Annotated in this window: 15 protein-coding genes and 1 tRNA gene; 11 read left to right on the plus strand and 5 right to left on the minus strand. The window is 52.5% G+C overall.

All coding sequences use genetic code 11. The features are described from left to right. Positions 1 to 141: 141 nt before the first annotated feature. Positions 142 to 906, plus strand: coding sequence for a glycerophosphodiester phosphodiesterase (locus ACS5NO_RS16850; RefSeq protein ID WP_439416259.1), 765 nt, complete (start codon positions 142 to 144; stop codon positions 904 to 906). A 191-nt stretch (positions 907 to 1097) separates the two neighbouring features. On the opposite strand, the gene ACS5NO_RS16855 is transcribed toward ACS5NO_RS16850, so the two are convergent. After that, a complete protein-coding gene (locus ACS5NO_RS16855) occupies positions 1098 to 2270 on the minus strand; it encodes an MFS transporter (RefSeq protein WP_439416260.1) in 1173 nt (390 codons plus the stop codon). A gap of 257 nt (positions 2271 to 2527) precedes the next feature. On the opposite strand from ACS5NO_RS16855, the gene ACS5NO_RS16860 reads away from it, so the two are divergent. The 8 genes from ACS5NO_RS16860 to ACS5NO_RS16895 all read left to right on the plus strand — a co-directional run bounded on the left by ACS5NO_RS16860 (position 2528) and on the right by ACS5NO_RS16895 (position 14138). Continuing rightward, a complete protein-coding gene (locus tag ACS5NO_RS16860) occupies positions 2528 to 2839 on the plus strand; it encodes a hypothetical protein (protein ID WP_439416261.1) in 312 nt (103 codons plus the stop codon). Between the two features lie 76 nt (positions 2840 to 2915). Then, the gene (locus tag ACS5NO_RS16865) at positions 2916 to 3245 is read left to right on the plus strand and encodes a DUF6660 family protein (RefSeq protein ID WP_439416262.1); all 330 of its coding nucleotides are present in this window, start codon (positions 2916 to 2918) and stop codon (positions 3243 to 3245) included. 99 nt (positions 3246 to 3344) lie between these two features. Then, positions 3345 to 7754, plus strand: coding sequence for a CusA/CzcA family heavy metal efflux RND transporter (locus tag ACS5NO_RS16870; RefSeq protein ID WP_439416263.1), 4410 nt, complete (start codon positions 3345 to 3347; stop codon positions 7752 to 7754). Then, positions 7751 to 8989: an efflux RND transporter periplasmic adaptor subunit gene (locus tag ACS5NO_RS16875; protein WP_439416264.1), complete on the plus strand. Its 1239-nt coding sequence runs from the start codon at positions 7751 to 7753 to the stop codon at positions 8987 to 8989. Before ACS5NO_RS16870 ends, ACS5NO_RS16875 begins: the two co-directional genes overlap by 4 nt. Positions 8990 to 9000: 11 nt before the next feature. After that, positions 9001 to 9621 (plus strand): hypothetical protein, encoded by a 621-nt coding sequence (locus ACS5NO_RS16880; RefSeq protein ID WP_114404459.1) that lies wholly within the window; start codon positions 9001 to 9003, stop codon positions 9619 to 9621. 5 nt (positions 9622 to 9626) lie between these two features. Next, complete coding sequence (locus ACS5NO_RS16885) at positions 9627 to 11618, plus strand: heavy metal translocating P-type ATPase (protein WP_439416265.1); 1992 nt, start codon at positions 9627 to 9629, stop codon at positions 11616 to 11618. Positions 11619 to 11633: 15 nt separating this feature from the next. Further along, complete coding sequence (locus tag ACS5NO_RS16890; RefSeq protein ID WP_439416266.1) at positions 11634 to 12209, plus strand: YdeI/OmpD-associated family protein; 576 nt, start codon at positions 11634 to 11636, stop codon at positions 12207 to 12209. Between the two features lie 87 nt (positions 12210 to 12296). Next, positions 12297 to 14138 (plus strand): M61 family metallopeptidase, encoded by a 1842-nt coding sequence (locus ACS5NO_RS16895; RefSeq protein ID WP_439416267.1) that lies wholly within the window; start codon positions 12297 to 12299, stop codon positions 14136 to 14138. 89 nt (positions 14139 to 14227) lie between these two features. Here ACS5NO_RS16895 and ACS5NO_RS16900 read toward each other — a convergent pair whose 3' ends face one another. The 3 genes from ACS5NO_RS16900 to ACS5NO_RS16910 form a co-directional block, all read right to left on the minus strand. Beyond that, positions 14228 to 15664: an FAD-dependent oxidoreductase gene (locus ACS5NO_RS16900; RefSeq protein WP_439416268.1), complete on the minus strand. Its 1437-nt coding sequence runs from the start codon at positions 15662 to 15664 to the stop codon at positions 14228 to 14230. A 189-nt stretch (positions 15665 to 15853) separates the two neighbouring features. Then, positions 15854 to 16735, minus strand: coding sequence for an alpha/beta hydrolase (locus ACS5NO_RS16905; protein WP_439416269.1), 882 nt, complete (start codon positions 16733 to 16735; stop codon positions 15854 to 15856). Positions 16736 to 16865: 130 nt separating this feature from the next. After that, positions 16866 to 18902: an OPT family oligopeptide transporter gene (locus ACS5NO_RS16910; protein WP_439416270.1), complete on the minus strand. Its 2037-nt coding sequence runs from the start codon at positions 18900 to 18902 to the stop codon at positions 16866 to 16868. Between the two features lie 202 nt (positions 18903 to 19104). Here ACS5NO_RS16910 and ACS5NO_RS16915 point away from each other — a divergent pair. Both ACS5NO_RS16915 and ACS5NO_RS16920 read left to right on the plus strand, forming a co-directional pair. Further along, a tRNA-Gly gene (locus ACS5NO_RS16915) sits at positions 19105 to 19177 on the plus strand. Between the two features lie 260 nt (positions 19178 to 19437). Then, a complete protein-coding gene (locus ACS5NO_RS16920) occupies positions 19438 to 21111 on the plus strand; it encodes an RNA/DNA-binding domain-containing protein (protein ID WP_439416271.1) in 1674 nt (557 codons plus the stop codon). A gap of 229 nt (positions 21112 to 21340) precedes the next feature. Here ACS5NO_RS16920 and ACS5NO_RS16925 read toward each other — a convergent pair whose 3' ends face one another. Further along, entirely contained in the window at positions 21341 to 22687 is a 1347-nt protein-coding gene (locus ACS5NO_RS16925) for a transposase (protein ID WP_439416272.1), read from the minus strand.

The raw sequence follows: 22687 nt of genomic DNA on the forward strand, positions 1-22687 counted from the left end.
TTCTTTTGGTTTAGTCAAACAGGTGCATTTTAGCGGGTTATACCATTGTTATCTTTCGACGAAAGACACCTGATTTTTAGCCAATACCTTATTCATTGCAGGGTTCTCTGCTACATTTGCGCAGGTAATCCGCTAAACCGTATGAAAATCGCTCGTTTCAGCCTCGTTGTCTTCCTGCTCACCGGTTTTGGAGTTCAGAGTATGGCACAAACCAAAGTTATTGCCCACCGGGGCGCCTGGAAAAATACCGGTGCCCCCCAAAATTCGATTGCGTCGCTGCAACAGGCCATCAAACTGGGCTGTTACGGCAGTGAGTTCGACGTTCACATGACCGCCGATTCGGCCCTGGTGGTCAATCACGATCATACCTTGCAGGGGGTCAATCTTGAAACGGCTCCGGCTGCCGACATCAACGCTCTCAAACTTAGCAACGGCGAATCGCTGCCGACGCTGGAAAGCTATTTGAAAGCGGGTTTGAAACAGAAGAAAACCCGGTTGATTCTGGAAATCAAGGCGTCGAAGGTGAGCAAGGAACACTCCCTGGCGCTGGCAACCAAATGCGTCCAGGCCGTGAAAGCGCAGAAAGGCCGGACACGGGTCGACTACATCAGTTTCGATTACGACGTCTGCAAAAAGGTGAAAGAACTGGACCCGTCGGCCAACGTGGCCTACCTCAATGGTGACAAAGCCCCCGACCTGCTGGCTGCCGACAGTTTATACGGACTTGATTACCACCAAAGTGTGATGAAAAAAAACGAAAGCTGGATTCAGGAAGCCCACCAAAAGAAGTTGACCGTGAACGTCTGGACCGTTAACGACCCGGAAATGATGAACTGGCTGCTGGAACGCAAAGCCGACTTTATCACGACCGACGAACCGGAGAAATTGCTGGAACTAACGAAGTAATTGACCGTAAATTTAGCTCCGGAGGAGCGTTCTGTCAATAGTTCCCGGATTCATAGAAGCGTCAAAGCCCCGGAGGGGCGTCCTAAGATCAGCCAGGACGCCCCTCCGGGGCTTTACCGTTTTTAGAGCATATTTTTCTATTAACAGAGAACCCCTCCGGGATATAAAACCTTCATTCGTGTACCTAACCCTTATTCCGCCGTCTTCACCTTGCCCGCCATCAGGGCGACGCATAAACCCATACCGGCAATGATGACGAATGAAATGCGGAGACTGGTAGCTCCGGCGACGAAACCGATCAGCGGAGGGCCGATCAGAAAGCCCAGAAAACCGATGGTCGAAACGGCGGCTAAGGCCACCCCCGGCGACAGAACTGTGGACTTTCCGGCCGCACTATACACCAGCGGCACCACCGACGAAACCCCAAAACCGACCAGGAAGAAACCCAAAATAGCGGTGCCCAGATACGGAAACGAAACGGCGGTCAGCAAGCCCGAAGCAATCAGAACGCCACTCAGTTGCAGCGTGCGCTTTAACCCGTAACGTGTGGCAAACCAGTCGGCGATGAACCGCCCGAGGGCCATCGTGCTCATGAAAGCCGTGTACCCCGCGCCCACCATCGCTTTTTCGGCCAGAATGACTTTCTTGAAATAGATACCGCTCCAGTCGAACATGGCACCTTCACAGATCATCGCGCAGAAGGCAATGATGCCCAAAATCAACAGGGCTTTGTCGGGTTTGGCAAAAATGGGTTGATCCGAATTCGTGTTGGCGTCTTCCGGCAAAATATACCGGGAAGCAACGGCCAGAGCCGCCAGAGCGAAGAACAGGACTGCCGCAAAATGCTGATAAGGGACGATGCCCGCACCAATCATAACCGCTCCCAGCATGGCTCCCGCAAAACCCGCCAGACTCCACAGCCCGTGAAACGAAGCCATAATCGGCCGTTTGTACAGGGCTTCAACGCCCACCGCCTGCGTATTGATCGCAATGTTGGCCATGTTGCCGACCAGACCAAAAACGAACAGACAGGCCATCAGTTGCAGTGTCGTTTGCGCAAATCCCAGACTCAGGAGCGTGAGCGCGTAGAGACCAACGGCCAAGGTGGCCACTTTGCGACTGCCGATTTTGGTCGTTAGCCAGCCCGCAATCGGCAGCGAAAGCATCAGACCTGCCGGAAGAGCCAGCAACACCCCACCCAGTTCTGCATCCGACAGACCCAGCGTCTGCTGAATGCTCGGAATTCTGGACGCCCAACTGGCAAAAGACAGTCCTTGGAGGAAAAACAACGCCCCAACGGCCCCGCGGTGAATGGTACGCGTGGAAACCCGGGGTGAAAGAAGATGAGAAACAGCAAAATTCATTATTGAAAAAATTCAAATTTCAGGTTGTATCCAGATCACTCTTAATGAGTAGAAAGCGCAAAAATAGCTTTATAATCAATACTTAAAGCAGCTTTCTCTGACCATAAAATAAAAATCACCAAAATTAAGTTCTTAGATTTAGTCAATTCTGGAAGAGTTCGTATAGATTGTATGGATAGTACAAAAAAGACGCCGATCACCAAAAAGCCTGAAAGGCTTACATCACTAGCCCCGGGTATCGCCCGGGGTTTTGGTGGATGGAACGGGAATGGGGGTTGGCGAACACGATGGGGGTTGGCGAACACGATGGGGGTTGGCGAACACGATGGGGATTGCCCGAACGCGATGGGGGTTGCCCAAACGCGATGGGGGTTGGTTGCCCGAACGCGATGGGGGTTGGTTGCCCGAACGCGATGGGGGTTGCCCGAACGCGATGGGGGTTGGCGAACACGATGGGGGGATTGGCGAACCGGATGACGTCCACCAACCCCATCGCATCCACCCCCCCCGGGCGATACCCGGGGCTAGTGATGAAAGCCTTTCAGGCTGGTTTGATCAGTGCTAAATAGTTCTTTTTTAGCGGTTTTGTGATTGAGGCCACTTTTTGACTACCTGTTGCATCCTTTTATCCCATAGCTTTGCCGGATGAAGTCACTGGTTTGTTTGTTGATGAGCGTTCACCTGCTGGTGTTGTCCGCCTGGCCCTGCGCCGACGGCTGCCTGGGCGTGCGCGCCGATCAACAACGTACGACTACCGTAGCCAGTGATGACCACCAACACGACGGAGACCCGGCGGGTGCGGATTTGTGTTCGCCTTTCTGCGGTTGTGCCTGCTGTGGCACGGTGTTGGAATCGATGCCGGTTTTTACCTTCACCTTTGCGGCTTTTTCTTTTTCTTCCGTTCAGTACGCTACCCTCCAATCCCGCTTGCCCTCTCCCCCGGTTTCCTGCTGGCAACCACCCCAAATCAGCTAAGACAGGATACCTGCGCCCCATCGGTTCTGTGCAACCGGGTTGCATTTTTCGCCCCTGATCGGCGATTTCACTCCTTTTTTATCTTAACGCCGTACCGGTATGCTGGATTCCATCATCCGCTTTTCCATCCGTAACAAACTCATTGTCGGCCTGTTGACGCTGGCGCTGGTGGTGTGGGGCGGTTATTCGCTCAGCCATTTGCCCATCGACGCCGTCCCCGACATTACCAACAACCAGGTTCAGATCATCACCCGCTCGCCCGCGCTGGCGGCCCAGGAAGTGGAGCGGCTCATCACCTTCCCCATCGAACAAACGATGGCGACCATTCCCGAAATCGACGAAATCCGGTCATTTTCCCGCTTTGGTCTGTCGGTTGTCACGATTGTTTTTCAGGAATCAACCGACCTCTACTGGGCACGACAGCAAATCAGCGAACGGCTTTCCAGCGCGCGAAGCCAGATTCCGGCGGGGACGGGCGAGCCCGAAATGGCTCCGGTTACCACCGGTTTGGGCGAAATCTACCAGTACGTCATTTATGCCAAACCGGGTTACACGCAGAAATACTCCCCGACAGAACTCCGCTCCCTCCAGGACTGGGTCGTTCGGCGGCAGTTGCTGGGAACTCCCGGTGTGGCCGATGTCAGTAGTTTCGGCGGATTACTCAAGCAGTACGAAATCGCTATCGATCCCGACCGGCTCCGCTCCTACGGACTCAGTATCAATGACTTGTTCACTGCTCTATCCCGCAACAACCAGAATACCGGTGGGGCCTACATCGACAAAAAACCCAACGCCTATTTCATCCGCTCTGAAGGACTGGTGGGCAATCTGGCCGACATTGGCCGCATTGTCATTCGCCGGACCAAAAACGGTACGCCGGTGCTGATTCGCGATGTGGCGCAGGTCAATTACGGTTCAGCACTGCGGTATGGTGCTTTGACCCGCAACGGACAGGGTGAAGCCGTGGGCGCACTGGTGCTAATGCTGAAGGGTGAAAATGCCAACGAAGTCATTGGTCGGGTCAAAAACCGCATGGATCAGATTCGCAAAACCCTGCCCGAAGGTGTTGACATTCACGCGTTTCTGGATCGGAGCGAACTGGTAGGCCGGGCCATCAGCACCGTCACCCGCAACCTGATCGAGGGCGCGCTCATTGTCATTTTTGTGCTGATTTTGTTTCTGGGCAACTGGCGGGCTGGTTTGGTCGTAGCCTCGGTCATTCCCCTCTCCATGCTGTTTGCGGTGGGCATGATGCAAGTTTTCGGCGTATCCGGCAATCTGATGAGCCTGGGTGCCATTGACTTCGGCCTGATTGTCGACGGTGCCGTCATCATTGTCGAAGCGACCTTGCACCATTTGGGCGCACGAAAACTGGCCCGGCTGACTCAGGCGCAAATGGACGAGGAAATCTACCAATCCGCCAGCCGGATTCGCACCTCGGCAGCTTTCGGTGAACTCATCATCCTGATTGTCTATTTACCAATTCTGGCGTTGTCAGGCATCGAAGGCAAGATGTTCGGCCCGATGGCGCAGGTCGTCGGCTTCGCCATTGCCGGGGCGTTTATCCTCTCGCTGACGTATGTACCCATGATGTCGGCCCTGGTTCTGAGCAAAACCGTTTCTACCAAACGCACCATTTCCGACCAGATGATGGACGTTTTTCAGCGGCTGTACGAACCCATTATTCAAGCGGTTATGCAACGAAAGGCATTGGTCCTGAGCGTCGCGGTTTTGCTGCTGGTAGGTGCGGGCTGGCTGTTCACCACGCTGGGTGGTGAGTTTATTCCAACCCTGGACGAAGGCGATTTTGCCGTTGAAACCCGTGTTCTGACCGGTTCGTCTCTGAGCCAGACGGTAGACAAAACGACCCAGGCGGAGCGGGTTTTGCTGCAAAAATTTCCGGAAATAAAGGAAGTTATCAGCAAAATTGGCGCGGGCGAAATTCCGACGGACCCCATGCCCATTGAAGCCGCCGACCTGATGGTTATTCTGAAACCGCGTTCGGAATGGACTTCGGCGTCAAACCGCGATGAACTGGCGGAAAAAATGACGGAGGCTCTGGAAGCCATTCCGGGCGTCACCTTCGGCTTTCAGCAACCCATTCAAATGCGCTTCAATGAGTTGATTTCGGGAGCGCGGCAGGATGTGGCCGTCAAGATTTTTGGCGAAGACCTGGATGAACTCACCCGCCTGGCCAAACGCGTGAGCGGTTTGATCACGGGCATCAAAGGAGCCACGGATTTGTACGTCGAACAGGTGGAAGGACTGCCCCAGATCGTCGTCAAACTGGATCGCGAAGCCCTCGCCCGCTACGGGTTATCCGTAGATGATGTCAACCGCACGATCAGCACGGCCTTTGCCGGCGAAAGCGCAGGCTTGGTCTACGAGGGCGAACGGCGGTTTGACCTGGTGGTGCGGCTGGCGGGCGAAAACCGGCGGAGCATCAACGACGTTCAGGCATTGACCATTTCCGGAACCGACGGCCCGGCCATTCCACTCTCGGAAGTCGCCACCGTCGAACTGATTCCCGGCCCCAACCAGATTCAGCGCGAAGACGCCAAACGGCGGCTTACCATCGGTTTCAACGTTCGTGGGCGCGATGTGGAAGGGATCGTGAGCGAGCTGCAACAGAAAATCGGTCGGCAGGTCCCGTTTCCAACCGGCTATTACGTCACCTACGGCGGTCAGTTCGAGAACCTGATCGACGCCCGGAACCGGCTGCAAGTGGCAGTTCCGGTGGCCCTGGGCCTGATTTTTCTTTTACTCTTTCTAACCTTTCATTCCTTGCGACAGGCATTATTGATCTTTTCGGCCATTCCGCTGGCGGCCATTGGCGGGGTTTTGGCCTTGTGGCTGCGCGGTATGCCGTTCAGCATTTCGGCGGCTGTCGGGTTCATTGCGCTGTTTGGCGTGGCGGTTTTGAACGGTATTGTGCTGCTGGCCGAATTCAACGACCAGCGCCGGAACGGCATTACGGATCTCAAACAGGCCATTTTCCGGGGAACCCGCATCCGGTTGCGCCCCGTCCTGATGACGGCAACGGTAGCATCACTCGGTTTTTTACCGATGGCGTTATCCAATACCGCCGGGGCTGAAGTGCAAAAACCGCTCGCAACCGTCGTCATCGGCGGCCTGATGACGGCAACCCTGCTGACGCTGCTGGTTTTACCGGTTTTGTATTTATTAATCGAACAGCGGTTTGGAAAACGGGATCAGTCATTAATGCCCCAACCCAAAACCGTCGTAGCCATCTGGTGGCCTTTCATCGGTTTGCTGACGCTCGGATTCAGCCTTGTTTCGCCGAAAAGTAAGGCGCAGGCAATCCCTCAACCGGTTCCACTTTCGCTGAAACAGGCGCTGAAACAAACGTTTCAGAACAATCCACAGGTGCGGGTTTCGACCCTGAACGTCGATTATCAGCAGGCGTTGCGCGGTACGGCTTCTGACGTTGGCAAAACCGACCTGATGGTAACTGCCGGGCAATACAACAGCCGCTACGTCGATCAGTCGCTGCAAATCGGCCAGCGGCTTCCCGCACCGGGTTTGATTCGAAGTCAGAAAGCCCTGGCCGATGCCCGGATCGGCGGAGCCGAAGCCGAAAGCCGGGTGACCCGTCAGGAACTGGCTTTCCAGCTTAAATCGGCGTATTACGGACTCGTTTATCTCCGAACGCTTCACCGCGAACTAACCCGACAGGACAGTCTTTTTGCGGCCGTAGCGCGGGCGGCTGGCATCCGGCGACGAACGGGCGAGGGCTCCCTGCTCGAACAAACGACGGCCGAAGTGGAAGCACGGCAACTCCAAATGACGCTGCTCCAAAACCGCGCCGACCAGCAAATCCAGTCCCGGCGACTGCAAACACTGCTCGGAACCGACCAACTGCCCCGGATTGCGGATTCGGTCTTGATCGCCCGCGTCATTCGCTTGCCGGATTCGGTTGCGTTAACGCAAAACCCCGAGCTGGCGCTGTTGCAACAGCAGATTGAGATGGCCCGGCGCGAAACCGAGGTCGAACGGTCGCGACTCAAACCCGATTATTCGTTTAGCGTCGTCAATCAATCGCTGCGAGGCATTCAAACGATCAACGGCAACGACCGGTTTTATACGGGTGTCGATCGGTTCACGTACGGGCAAGTTGGCATCTCGATTCCGATTGTGGCCAAACCGCTGCGGGCGCGCGTTCGGGCGGCTGAACTGGGCCAGCAACGAACGGAAGCGCAACTCAACGCCCGTCGGCGCACCCTCGAAGGCGCTTTTGCGGAACTCCTGCAAACCTACCGCAAAAACCGCGAGACGCTGACGTACTACGAAGAGTCGGCTTTGCCGCAAGCCACACTGATCCGGCAGCAGGCCGACCGGTCGTACCGCGCCGGAGAAATTGGGTATATCGAATTGTTCCAGAACCTCCGCACGGCAAGCGGTATTCAGACCGGTTATCTGGCTGCCCTGAACGAACTGAATCAGACCATTATCCACCTTGAATACCTCCTGGGAAGCATTGAACCATGAAAAATACGCTAAAAATCAACTTGCTTTTTTTTCTCATCGTTGGTATCGGTTTGTTTTTTTCAGCCTGTAACCGGCAAAAAGACACTGCAACCGAAGCCCATACCGAAACGGCTGAAAAAGGCGAAGAACACCACGATGAGCACGAAGAAGGGCTGGTGGAACTGACCGACGAACAGTTCAAAACCGTCGGCATCCGGCTCGGCGGACTGGAAGAACGAACCCTCAGTAACCTTATCCGCGTGAACGGGGTTGTCAACATACCACCCCAGCAAAAGGTGTCGGTCTCGACGCCCTACGGCGGCATTCTGACCTCGACGCCCCTGCTGCCGGGGCAGGCCGTCAAACAGGGGCAACTGCTGGCCATACTCGAAAACCCGGAATTCATCCGGCTGCAACAGGAATACCTGGAAACCACCAGCCAACTGGAATTTCAGGAGCAGGAATACGAACGCCAGCGCGAACTGAGCCGCGAGAACGTCGGAACGCTCAAAACGTTTCAGCAGGCCACGTCGCAGGTTAAAATTCTCCGCTCGCGGGCCGAGGGACTGCGGCAGCAACTGGCGCTTCTGGGCGTATCGATGAACGCGTTATCGTCGGGGAAAATTACGCGAACCGTCGCCGTCCGCTCGCCCATCACCGGAACCGTCACGGAAGTCAACGTGAACCGGGGGCGGTTTGTCAACGCCAACGATGTGTTATTCGAATTGATCAATACATCGGGGCTGTATGCCGAATTAACCGTTTTTGAAGGCGATATTGCGAAGGTGCAGGTCGGGCAGCGGGTTCGGCTTTCCATCATCGGCGAAAACGGCGGAGGAACGCCGGGCGAACGCATCGGGCGGGTTCGGTACATCAACCGCGAAACCGGGCCGGACCGAACCGTTCGGGTGTTTGCCGCGCTGGAAAAACCGGATGCGCAACTCCGCCCCGGCACGTTCCTGAAAGCCCTGATCGAAACCAGAGCCGCTCCGGAACCGGCTTTGCCCGAGGTCGCGGTGATCAAATCGGGAACGGGTTCGCAGGTTTTTGTTTATGAAGGAAAAGAAGAACACGAGGGCACTGTCCATCACCAGTTCCGGCCGGTTGCGGTGCAAACCGGGGTCAACCAGAACGGTTATCAGGCGGTGACGTTGCCTGCATCGATCAAAAAAGACGCGCAGATTGTAGTGGCCGGCGCATATGACCTGCATTCCGTTTTGAATAATTCGGAAGAAGCGGGCGGCCATGTTCATTAAGAAGAAAACCCATGCTTTTCAATCTATTGATCGGTAGTATTTTGTTGGGAGCCGTCCACGCGGCCATCCCGAACCACTGGCTTCCCGTGGCCCTCATCGGCCGCAGCGAAGGCTGGACGATGCGCGAAACGCTGGGCGTAGCGGCTTTGAGCGGTTTTTTTCACACGCTCAGCACGGTTATTCTCGGGGTGTTGATTGGCGCGATTGGCGTGGAATTATCGGCCCAACTAGAGGACCAAACCCGCTGGATTGCGTCGCTGATCCTGATTTTTATGGGACTGGTGTATTTCGCCGTTCACAACCCGCACAGCGCCCACGAACACGTTCCGAAAGGCTTGTCCGGCCGCTCCAAACGGGCTATTATCGGCACGCTGGCACTGGCTATGTTGCTGTCGCCCTGTCTGGAAATCGAAACGTTTTTCTTCACGGCTGGCACGCTTGGCTGGTCGGCGGTGGTCACGCTCAGCATTGCGTATACCGCCGTCACCATCCTGTGCATGGTCGGGCTGACGGCCTTGTCGTTCCGGGGGCTGGCCAAAGTGCAGTGGCATTGGCTCGAACACCACGAAAAACAGATCACCGGCGGCATCCTGATTGCCCTCGGTATCCTCAACTTTTTCATTGAACTTTAAGGACTATGGCAAAGCATCACGATCATTCCCACGAAGACGGGCATACGCACGATCACGATGAGCTGGATCTGGACGAAACCGAATCGTCGGACGAAACTATGGGTTCAGAAAAATCAAAATCCATCCTTGGCAGACTGGAAGAATACATGCCGGTTATCATCAGTTTTTTGCTGCTGCTGGGCGGTATTTTACTGGATCATTACGCGCCGAACCGGTTTCGTGATCCGTGGCGGTTTTTCTGGTATCTAGCGGCTTATTGGCCTGTTGGCCGACCGGTTCTCCGCCGTGCCGGAATGCGAATTTTGAAAGGCGATGTCTTCACCGAATTTTTCCTGATGGGTGTCGCCACCATGGGTGCGTTCCTCATCCGGGAATATCCCGAAGGCGTCGCCGTGATGCTTTTTTACACCGTCGGCGAATTGTTTCAGGATGCCGCCGTGATGCGGGCGCGTCGTTCCATCAAAGCGCTGCTCGACGTCCGGCCCGACACGGTGACGGTGTTGCGGGACGGAAAAACCGTACCGACCAAAGCCGCGCAGGTAAAAATTGGCGAAGTAATTCAGATCAAACCGGGCGAAAAAGTGGGGCTGGATGGCAAATTGACGTCCGAAAGCGGTTCGTTCGAAACAGCGGCTCTAACCGGCGAAAGCGTTCCCCGCACGATTGTGAAAGGCGAAGATGTGCTGGCGGGGATGATTAACCGGCAAACCCTGGTGGAAATGGAAGTGACCACGCTCTATCAGGATTCCAAGCTGTCGCGCATTTTGAAACTGGTGCAGGAAGCAACCGGACGCAAGGCACAGACGCAGGAGTTCATCGCCCGGTTTGCCAAAATCTATACGCCGATGATCTGCGCCCTGGCGCTGGCCGTTACGCTGTTGCCGTATTTTTTTGTGGCGGATTACCGCTTTCAGGACTGGCTCTACCGCGGTCTGGTTTTTCTGGTCATCGGCTGTCCGTGTGCGCTCGTGATCTCCATTCCGCTGGGCTATTTTGGCGGGATCGGCGCGGGTTCAAGGCATGGTATTCTGTTCAAAGGCTCGGTTTTCCTAGATCTGATTACACAGGTTAAAACTGTGGTGATGGACAAAACCGGCACGCTCACCCAGGGTGTTTTCAAGGTGCAGGAAGTCCGGGCGCAGGGCATGACGACGCCCGAATTAGCCCATCTGACGGCGGCTTTGGAACGCAAATCCACGCATCCAGTGGCCACGGCCATTCTAGCTTATGCCGGTTCGGAAGAGAGACCAGTTTCCGTTGAAAACGTGGAAGAAATTCCGGGGCATGGGTTAAAGGGAACCGTAGACGGCAAAACCGTGCTGGCCGGAAACGCCAAATTGCTGCAAAAATTCAACGTAACGTTTGACGAAGCACTGACGGCAATTCCTTTTACGGTGGTGTTCGTCGCCGTCAATGGGCAGTTTGCCGGGTATTTCACGATTGCTGACGAGGAAAAACCGGATGCCGCCGACACCATTCGGCAATTGCACGCGCTGGGCCTGAAAACCGTCATGCTGTCGGGCGATAAATCGGCGGTGGTTCAGGCGGTTTCCCAAAAAGTAGGCGTCGGGGAAGCCATCGGCGATCTGTTGCCCGAAGACAAAGTGCGGGAGGTCGAGCGATTGAAAAAGGCCCTTTCCGGCAATCCCAGGGCCAAACTGGCGTTTGTGGGCGACGGCGTCAACGACGCACCGGTGGTGGCGCTGGCCGATGTGGGCATTGCGATGGGCGGCCTGGGCTCCGACGCGACCATTGAAACCGCCGACGTGGTGATTCAAAATGACCAGCCGTCGAAGATTGTCACGGCGGTGAAAATTGGCCGGGCGACGCGGCAGATTGTCTGGCAAAACATCACGCTCTCGCTGGTCGTCAAGGCCATCGTTTTGTTGCTGGGGGCCGGTGGCATTGCGACCATGTGGGAAGCGGTTTTTGCCGATGTGGGCGTCGCGTTGCTGGCAATTCTGAACGCCGTTCGGGTGCAGAATCTGAAGTTTTAAGTAAGTCCGTACGGTATGCCAACCTTTTTCGCAACACCCGCCGAGTTCCGCCAGTGGCTGGAACAGCATCATGAAACCGAGAAGGAATTGTTCGTCGGTTTTTACAAAGTGGGTTCCGGCAAACTCAGCATCACCTGGCCGCAGTCGGTCGATGAAGCCCTGTGTTTCGGCTGGATCGACGGCATCCGGAAATCCATCGACGAAACGAGTTACATGATCCGGTTTACGCCCCGGAAAACGAAAAGCATCTGGAGCGCGGTGAACCTCAAACGGATGGAGGAACTCACCGAACAAGGGCTGGTAAAACCCGCCGGTCTGACCGTTTTTCAGGAACGGGATTTGAAAAAAGCCGGAATTTATTCGCACGAAAAAGAAGACCAGCCACTGAACGCAGCTTTTGAAGCACAGTTGAAAGCGAACGAAAAAGCCTGGCAGTTTTTTCACCAACAGGCCCCCTCCTACCAGAAAACGGTCCGGCACTGGATCATGGGTGCCAAGCAGCCCGAAACCCGTTTAAAACGCCTGATGAGCTTGATCGAAGACTCGGAAAACGGACGAAAAGTGGCACCATTTAGGCGTAATGGCGAATAACGTTGCCTTTGAATTCTGTCAGACAATCGTTAAAATGAGTCGCAAACAAGCCCGGATGACAAAATCCGCCAGCGTTTTGCGGTATTTATGGAAACTTTTGCACTTCTCTTTTCCCGAAACCCATTTCTCATCCGGTTTTTTCAAACCCTGACGTTTGCTGCGGTTTTTCTCGTCACCATCCCGCATTCATTCGGACAAAAAAAAGTCGGAAACTTGGCGTTTACGGTTTCGATGGAAGACCCCGCCACACATCTCTACCACGTTACGTTTCGTTGCGACGGCATCCCGGGCGATACGCTGAGTTTTAAGATGCCGGTCTGGACACCCGGGTATTACCAGTTGATGAATTACGCCCAACAGGTGCAGAATTTTCAAGCCACCGACGGTTCCGGCAAGCCTTTGAAATGGGACAAAACCGCCAACAGCCGCTGGAAAGTCTATCCGAAACAGACCAAATCGGTTACGCTCACCTATGACGTCAAAGCCACCCGGAATTTTGTGGCCGGGAATTACCTGGACGAAAACCGGGGCTATATTTCACCGGCAGGTGTGTTTCTGTACCCCGAAGGACAACTCAACCACCCGCTTACCGTGACGCTAAAACCGTATGCGAAATGGAGCGGCCCCATTGCCACGGGTCTGGATTCAATTACCGGACAGTCCCATACGTTTGTGGCACCCAACTACGACCTGCTGTATGACAGCCCGATTTTGATGGGGAATCTGGAGCAACTGCCCTCGTTCACGGTACAGGGAATTCCGCATTATTTTATTGGGTACAACCTCGGCAACTTCAACCGGCAGCAGTTTATGGCCGATCTGAAGAAGATTGTCGAAGGGTCGGTGGCCGTGATTGGCGATATTCCCTACAAACACTACACCTTCATTGCCATCGGGCCGGGCGGGGGCGGCATTGAGCATTTGAATTCCACGTCGATCAGTTTCAGCGGGGAGCAACTGGAGACGCGAGCCGGGAAAAACCAGCTCTACAACTTTCTGGCGCACGAGTATTTCCACCATTACAATGTCAAGCGCATTCGCCCTGTCGAGTTAGGACCGTTCAATTACGATCAGCAAAACCGCACGCGGATGCTCTGGGTTTCGGAAGGATTTACGGTCTATTATCCGTACCTGATTCTGAAAAAAGCCGGTTTAATGACGGAGGAAGAGGTTTTTGGAGCGTTGCAGCGAAACGTTGCCAGCTACGAGAACAAACCCGGCCACCGGTTTCAGTCGGCCACCCAGGCCAGTTTCGAAACCTGGGAAGACGGCCCCTTTGGCCGAACGGGCGACGAAGCCTACAAAACCATTTCGTATTACAGCAAAGGTCCGGTTTTGGGTGCTATGCTCGACTTTAAAATCCGGCATGAAACCCAGAATAAAAAGTCGCTCGACGACGTAATGCGGGCGCTGTACCAGACCTATTATCAGACACAGAAACGTGGCTTTACGGAGAACGAATTCTGGGCGGAATGCGAAAAAATCGCCGGGACGTCGTTAAAAGAACTGTTCGATTATGCCTCGACCGTGACAGAAATTGACTATCCGAAATACTTCGCCTATGCCGGTTTAGCCATCGACGCCACCCCCAAAGAAGTACCGGGCTCGTGGCTGGGCATTTCGTTCAAAGAAAAGGTGGACAGCCTGGTCGTCACGGAAGCCGAATGGGAATCACCCGCCTGGAAAGCCGGGCTCCGCAAAGGAACGGTTATTCTGCACATCGACGGGCAAAAAGCGGACGTTCAGGCTCTGAGCGCGCTGGTGAAGACCAAAAAACCGGGCGATCCGGTCAAACTACTGGTTTTACAGAACGATCAGCCCAAAGAAATAACGGCGGTCTTGGGTAAAAAATCCGAACGGAGTTTTGAAATAACCCGACTTCCCAACCCGACGGCACTGCAAGCGGCCATTTTGAAAGCGTGGCTGTGAAGGAGAGTAAAGAGAATAGACAAGAGAATAAAGATCCGAAAACAGTTCTTGTTATCCTCTAACTTCTCTTGTCTTACCTCTCTTGTCTTTTACACCGTTTCCGATTGCAGGCTTTCGACGGAAGCGCTTTCCTGGTAGCTGTCATAATCGGTGTTGATTTCCCACAAATCGTGATTCGCTCCGGAAACAATGTTGTCGGCGGCCAGGATGCCCATCAGAATGGAGTGGTCCTGGTTGTTGTATTTGAAGGAGCCATACCGGCCAATGACGCTCAGTCCTTTTAAACCTGAAAGATACTCCTGAATCGGTTTCAGTATCTCTTTGTAGCCTTTTGAATAAACTGGGTAACTCCGCGCTAACCGCTTCACAAAACCGGCCGAAATGGTCGCGCCGGGAATCAGCCCGGTTTTGATCAGTTCGTTCGATGCCAGTTCGATCAGTTCCGTATCCGTTTTTTTCCAGATCTCATCCTGTTCGTAACACCAGTATTCCAGCGTCAGAATGCTGGCTTTTTCACCGTTGGTGATTTCCGGGACCCAGTTCCGGAAGTTGGTAATCCGCCCGGTCAGCAGTTCTTTCGAATGGATATACAGCCAGTTATCGGGAAACAAATCGCTGGAATCTACTTTCAGATACACCAGAATCGTGTTGCGAAACCGCAGACGGCTCACTTGGTTTTTAACGGCAACCGGCACGTCCGGCAACCGGTTGACCAGCAGCGTCAGCGGCATGGTCGAAATCACGTGGTCGAACGCTCTGACGGTGCCGTCTTCCAGTTTGATTCCGTAGCGATCTTCCCCGTCGGTGACCACCGAATGAACCGGGGTTTTGAGGTGAACCGCTCCGCTGTGGCGTTTAACGTAGTCGGCCATCCGGTCGTAAATCATTCCGTTGCCGCCAACTGGATAGGCAAACTGGTCGATCAGCGTTTTGTGCGTATTGCCTTTCCCGCCTATAAAGGCATTTTTGACGGCTTCGCCGAGCGATAATTTTTTGATCCGCTGGGCGGCAAAATCTTCGTCCAGATCCGTACAGGCAATGCCCCAGAGCTTTTCGGAATACGTCTTGAAAAAGGTAGAATACAGTTTGTAGCCAAACCGCCGAACCACCCACGACTCGAAGGTTTGCTGGTCGGGTGTTGGGGTTATTTTCTCCCGAAAGTAACTATTCATGCTGCTAATCGACTGGCGAACACCCAGTTTACGCAGCGCATCGAAGGGTTTGAGGGGATAATAAAAGAGTTTGGAGTTGTAATAAATCCGGGTCAGGCGGTTCACCATGCGGAAATCAGAACCGGCGACTTCGAACCACACTTTGTTGATGCGGGCGTCACTGCTAAAAAACCGGTGTGGCCCCAGATCAACCGTTTGATTCCATAACTGAAAGGACTGTGATAACCCGCCTACATTGGGCCCTGCTTCAAACACCTCGACGGTGATTCCGGCTTTGGCGAGTTCGTAGGCGGCCGTTAAACCCGCCGGGCCTGCCCCGATAATTCCAACTTTTTTGTCCAGTTTTGTGCGCATCTGTTTTCCGGTAGCGCGGGCTACCGGGGTCTAGGCCCCATTTGCCTCCACTCGCTTCCTCACCGATTCAGACCAACTGGAGCCACTCTCTATCTTCATTGTGAACGTGAATATACTTAATTACCGTAATAATCCTTTCGGTTACATAAACGTCCGCCAAATTTTGAGCAACCGGCAACGGCAATCTGTTCATTTTTCTTTCTCTTTCCACAGCCAACGCAGCGATTCCGGCAGAATGGAGCCGCCATGTTTGCCGTTGTGTCCGCCAATACCACCGACAAACTGGTAGTCATATTGCCGGAATTTCAAAGCCGCATCCATCTGCAGATTTCCCAGCCACCAGTTTCCGTGGGCATTGTCGAGATCGTTGCTACCGTCTTGCAGAAACACTTTGATGTCGCGTTTGGGAGCTTTTCGGATGAGCGACGGATAAACGTGTCCGCCTTTGATGTTCGTAAAACTGCCGACGTGGCTCAACACTTTCTGGAAATAATCGGGCCGTTGCCAGGCCACCGTGAAGGCGCAAATACCGCCGGAAGAAATCCCGCCGATGGCGCGCATCTTCGGCGAATCGGCCAGCTTGTAGGTCTTGCCGAGTTCCGGAATCAGTTCTTCGATGAGCAGCCGGGCATACTGGCTGGTGAGTGTGTCGTATTCAAAACTCCGGTTATCGGCCCGCCAGGGATCTTTAGGCAGGTCGGTGCCGTGCTGCCCGGGGTTGATGAACAGCCCAATGGTTACGGGCATGGCTTTCTGGTGAATGAGGTTATCGAAAACCACCGGAACCCGGAAATCGCCGTCTTCCTTTACGTAGGCATGTCCGTCCTGAAATACCATCAGGGCTACCGGGCTGTCGGCCTTGTACTGCGCCGGTACATAGACAAAATACTCCCGAACGGTATTCGGAAAAACCGTGCTTTTCCAGACGAACTTCGTCACCTGACCTGTTGGAACGCCCTCGTGCCGTTGCGAATCCGGGCCGTAGGTGGCGGTTTCGGGCTGGGCAAACCCGGCGGTAAACGCCAGCATGAACAGGCACAGACCGGCTGCGAATGGTAAAAAATGGTTCATGGGAGGGAAGGGATAAGGGGTTAATTTTAAATGATAAATGATAAATGATAAATGTAAAAGTGTTTGGACCCCACCAGCCTACTTTTACATTTAGCGTTCATCATTTATCATTTAAAATTCTTTTTATTGGTCAGTTTCGCTTCATCGCAACCCGGTACAGAATAACCGCCAGACCCAAAAAGAGCAACGCACCCAGCAGTTGATAGCCTTCAACCCCCAGGGCGCTCTCCAGCGCGGGTTCCAGGGTCAATCGGGACAGAAAATTGTAAACCGATTCATTCACCGACAGCAGGGCGACGACCACCCCTGCCAGTGCGCCACCGGCAACCAAACCGGTTGAAAACAAACTACCCCGGCCGAGGTCGGCGTCTTCTTCGACAATGCCTTTCCGCTTGAAATTCCAGTCGACCAGCGCCTTGACGCAGCCCCCGGCGAAAATCGGCAGTGTCGTCGCGAGTGGCAGATACAACCCGACGGCAAACGCCAGCGCGCTGATGCCACAAATTTCCACGACAAACGACATGAACGCGCCCACGAGCACAAATTGCCAGTCGAGGTTGAACGACAGCAGCCCTTTGATGAGCGTGGCCATGAGCGTTCCCTGCGGAGCCGGAAACCGGTCGCTGCCGATGGCGTGGGTAATGCCCTGTGCCACGAGATCCGGCGTGGGTATATCCAGGATCTTGATCGTTGCACCGATGGCCAGTGAGGAGACGATAACGCCGACAAACAGTGCCATTTGCTGGTATTTTGGCGTTGCACCCACTAAATAACCGGTTTTCAGATCCTGAGAAGTAGCTCCGGCGGTGGCGGCCGCGATGCAAATCATTCCCCCCACCACCAGCACGGCGGGTTCGTAGATTCGGCCCGTCAGACCGGCGCCGATGAATACCAAAGCCGTGCCCATGATGGTGGCAATGGTCATTCCCGAAACCGGCGATGAACTGGAGCCGATCAGGCCCACGATCCGGCTGGCCACGGTGACGAAGAAAAAGCCGAATACCACTACCAAAATGGCGATTAGAATTTTAGTCAGGACCGAGTCACCGGGAATTTGCGGTAAGATCACCATCAAAACCGCCAGAATCAGACTTCCGATGACAACGATTCGAATGGATAAATCCTGCTCCGTCCGCCGAACCTGCGTTCCTTCGGCCGCGACATCCACTTTTTTGAAGCTATCACGAAACGACGAAACAATGGTGGGGATGGTTTTCAGCAGGGTCATAAAACCGCCCGCCGTGACAGCCCCCGCGCCAATTTGCCGGATGTAGGCCCGGTAGATGGCGGCAGCCGTATCGCCAAAGCCGTGTGTTTCGGGATTCCAGCCGCCGGGGCCACCGGCAGTTTGCAGATTGGTGAGATACCCCAGTTTGATCAATTGCAAGGCAATCGTGTCGCCTGGCACCAGCGTTGCCAACAGCGGAATCAGGGCCAGCCACGCCAGAATGCCGCCCCCCACCAACACCGCCGAAATCCGAAACCCGATGATGTAGCCGACGCCCAGGTACTCCGGGGTGATTTCGCCCGACACCTGCGCCGACGGAAAATAGCGGTTTACCTGGTTCGTTGCCCAAACCGGTGCTTCGGCAATGACGTGCAGCACTTTCTGGAGGACAGCGTAGAGCAAGGCCACACCCAGTCCCCGATAGGCCATTTTGGCAAAATCACCACCCCGTTCGCCCGCAATCAGCACCGAGCCGCAGGCCGTGCCTTCGGGATAGGGCAGTTTGCCGTGCTCCTCCACGATGAGCGCCCGGCGTAGCGGAATCATCATGAGCGTGCCGAGTAGCCCGCCCAGAATGGCCAGCGTCAGAATGGTCCAGTAATTGAAGAAATCGTCGCCAACGCCGTCGGTCAGGAACAGAAAACCGGGCAGGGTAAACACCACGCCCGACGCGATGGACTCTCCCGCCGAGCCGGTGGTCTGGATGATGTTGTTTTCAAGAATGGTGGTTTTCAGAAACCGCCGACCGAGCGAGATTGCCAGCACCGCAATGGGAATGGAAGCTGACACCGACAAGCCGGCTTTCAGGGACAGATAGACGGTGGCGGCTCCGAACAGGACGCCGAACAGCGCCCCGGTGACCACGGCTTTGAACGTAAATTCGGCCGTGCTGGCATTGTCGGCAACATACGGTTTAAACGCGGGCGGTTTGGTTTCCATAAGAAGGGTCAGGATTTGCGCGTAAGATCAAACGATTTTGGAATAATACAAAGCCCCCGCCCCCGGAGGTGGCGGAATCCGTGAATTTACGCGGATAAATTTTTAGTTGGCGGCCCAAAAGACGGAGCATCCGGTTGTTGCACGGGATTCTCCGAAATCCCTTGACTTTTCCATTCTTTCTTTAAACATTTGCAGCCTATCAGCGGGAGTAGCTCAGTTGGTAGAGCGGCAGCTTCCCAAGCTGCAGGCCGTGGGTTCGAACCCCATTTCCCGCTCGTTTGTTAGTCACTGTAAATTAAGCACTTAGCTGAGAGGTTGGGTGCTTTTTTTGATATTATATTTGCCTTGGTTTGCATGGCAGTTTACTTTTTCGAGTTGACGTTATTGAACGCGTATAGGAATTTGAAAATTGTTAATTCTGGAGAATGCAATAATATAAAAACAGAGACTATGGATTTTTAATCAATATCATCGATTCATTATATTTGTTAGATAACCACATGGTGAATATTTAATTTCATATTTCTTAAGATGTATGACTGAACAAGAATTGCAAAATTTTCTTTTACAATCTTATCCTAAAGAAAACGAAGCATGTGAGTGGAAAGCGTTTCAAAAGCTAAAACATTCTGTATCAGGACACTCTGGCGATGATGTCTTGTCTTATGTATCAGCTTTAGCAAATATGAGGGGAGGGTGCTTAATTATGGGAGTGGAAGATAAAAGACTTTCAATATTAGGCATTGAAGACACTGCAAGTTATACGCCAGATAACCTACCACACTATTTGCGGAATAATTGCCCCAACCTCAGTAGTGAAGGTTTATATGTAGAGGAGATTATCACTTCTGACACTTTAAAAAGAGTTTGGCTTATACATATTCCACAACATTTACCCCGAAAGCCAGTATATGCCCATAGAATGGCTTGGCAACGTTCAGGTGATAGCTTAATAGCACTTACTTCTGAACGGGAAAACATAATATTACAAGAGCCATTGGGGCTAGAAGATGACTGGAGTGCAGGAACTTGTGTCGATGCTACAATTGATGACTTAGATCCAATAGCAATTGAAAGAGCTCGAAATAATTATAAAGAAAAGTTTCCAAAACTTGCTAATGAAGTAGATAATTGGGATGACACTACTTTCCTAAATAAAGCCTTTCTTACAAAACGAGGGCGTATCACACGAACTTCAATAATATTACTTGGTAGGCCTGAATCAGAACACTTTATTAATCCCGCAATGGCCCGAATTCGCTGGATATTAAAAGACAAAGACAATGTTGAAAAAGACTACGAGCATTTTAGCTGTCCCTTTCTCTTAACTGTAGCAAACGTTTATCAAAAGATTCGGAATCTTCGATACCGCTATATAAGAGAAAACACTTTATTTCCAGACGAAGTAGATCAATACCATCCATTTGTTGTTCGAGAGTCTTTACATAATTGTATCGCTCACCAAGATTATGCACTTAAAGGATATATTAATGTTGTAGAACGTGAAGATGGTAAGTTGGTTTTTACTAATGCTGGCACTTTTCTTCCAGGCTCTATTGAAAATGTCGTTCAGCAAGATGCTCCTCCAGAGTTCGTAAGAAATCCCTTCTTAGTAAGGGCAATGCTCAATCTTAATATGATTGATACGATTGGTAGTGGTATTAGACGGATGATGAATTATCAAAGAGAGAAGTATTTTCCATTACCTGATTATGAATTTCCAAATCAGCGTGTTCAAGTAACTATAATCGGTAAAGTGCTTGATTTGGATTATGCCCTTGTATTAGCCCAAAATCCTGACTTAAGCCTTGATGAAATAATAATGTTAGATAAATTGCAGAAAAAGAAACACTTACATGATTGGGAAATCTCTAAGCTTAGAAAAAGAAAATTAATAGAAGGTAAGAAACCATTTATTTATATATCAGCCAACGTAGCAGCTAAGATTGGCCAGCAAGTCGAATACATCCATAACATTGGAATTGATGACGATTACTGTCAAAAGATCATAGTAGACTATCTAAAAAGATTCAGGATTGCTGACAGAGAAAAGTTTGATAGTGTTCTTTTTGCAAAACTTTCTGATAGACTAACAGAAGAACAAAAGAAGAACAAAGTGAAAAATGCATTACAATCACTTAGGAGACAAGGTATTATTGTACTTACAGCTGATAGACATTGGGTACTAGCAGATAAAGCCACCTCTTAGAATTACTTGCTAGACGGGAGTTAGACGTGTTTACAGATTTTACGAGACATTTTCGCTTATAACATATTGATAATCAACGGATAAAGAAGAAAAAAATATTAGACGAGAGTTAGACGAGAGTTAGACGAGGCTAATAATAGTTATAAGAGGCTTAGAAACGAGCCTTTGTACAAACGTATTTAATACCAACTATTATTTGTATTTTTCTAAGAATCCCCTTTAACATGAGTCATCCCGAATTTTGAGTTAAAGCAAAATCGACTATGAGCGCGTTGGCGATGGCTAAGCGTAGTCTGTAAATCGGCACTGAAGCAGTTCGGTGCCGATTTACCGTTCTTGGTACCCACTGCTTGAGAAAAAGGGGAAGCCAATGGGGCCAGCTTCTTAGTAAGAAGAGTAAAAAATCGTACACTAAGGCCACTATCCCTAACAATTTTAGCCTATTTTCCCACAACCAGAGTCGAGGGGATTCCATGCCTAACTCGGCTTTACCAGCCCGGAAGGCCTGCTCAATTCCCCATCGGTGCATGTAACTGTGAACCATCTCCCAGGCATCCCGCACGGAGTCAACAGCGATCGAGGTCAGCAAATACATCGGTGGCTGGTGATTTTTGCGGTCTCGTACAACGAGTAAATATAAGGGGGTTGATTCAAAGTCGGGATGGGTAACGAGCGTCCAGCCCACAGTGACGTGTTTGGTGGTCTTACGTTCTTTATCGCGCAGAAGTTTACGGCCTTCAGGGCGACAACTACGGGCCAACAGATGCGTCTGTCTGGTGCCCTTCTGAGGGTGCATCAGGAGGTGATTTTTTTTCCAGCGCAGTAAAAAATCCTGTTGGAAGTGTAGGATCCACTCAATGGTCCAGGCACTGGCATACCCTCGGTCCAACACGTGTAGCACCGGTTGGGTCAGCGATGCCTGTAGTTTACGGAGCATCCGATACATGATGTTGGTTCCCACTTCTTTATACTTGCCCCGCGTGGTCCACCAACTCATTTGAACCACACTGGGCACTTCACCTAAAGCCGACAAGAGTACGCCTGTCCACTGAAAGCCAGGGACGCAGATGCGGGCCGAAGGGGGCTTGAAAAAGCCTTTTTTAATCTTGGTTAGCCGTTTGGCTTTGCTACTTTCCACCGAGCAAAGCCCTTCGACAAACCAGCTCTCGGGTTTTTCCAGACGGCTATCATCCCACAAGAGCAAGGGGCGCTTGTGGGCTCCCAGCAATTGAGTTATTCGTTCCTGAGTTCGTTTGAAAAAGAAATCATCGATCAGTGAGGCATCCCATTTTTTACAGCGCAGCAGATTACTGATCCGCTTGGTACCCGCCGGAGCATGCGCATAGCCAGCAATATAGCTCCCCAACTCACTCAACAACAAACCCATTTTGCTGTTGCGTAACAGTAAGATGCTGGAAAATAGGGTGGAGAAGGTTGCTACCAGCCGCTTATCAATCCGGTCAAGCAGGCTTTGGTGAAGTGGCTGGAGATAGTGCTGGATTTTGGTCCGCAAAAAGCAAGCAGCTGTTGACTTTTGAGCAGGAATCCCCTTTTTTTGTTGGCATGTCGTAGACAT

Source organism: Larkinella fluvii (assembly GCF_051857545.1).
Classification (GTDB): Bacteria; Bacteroidota; Bacteroidia; order Cytophagales; family Spirosomataceae; genus Larkinella.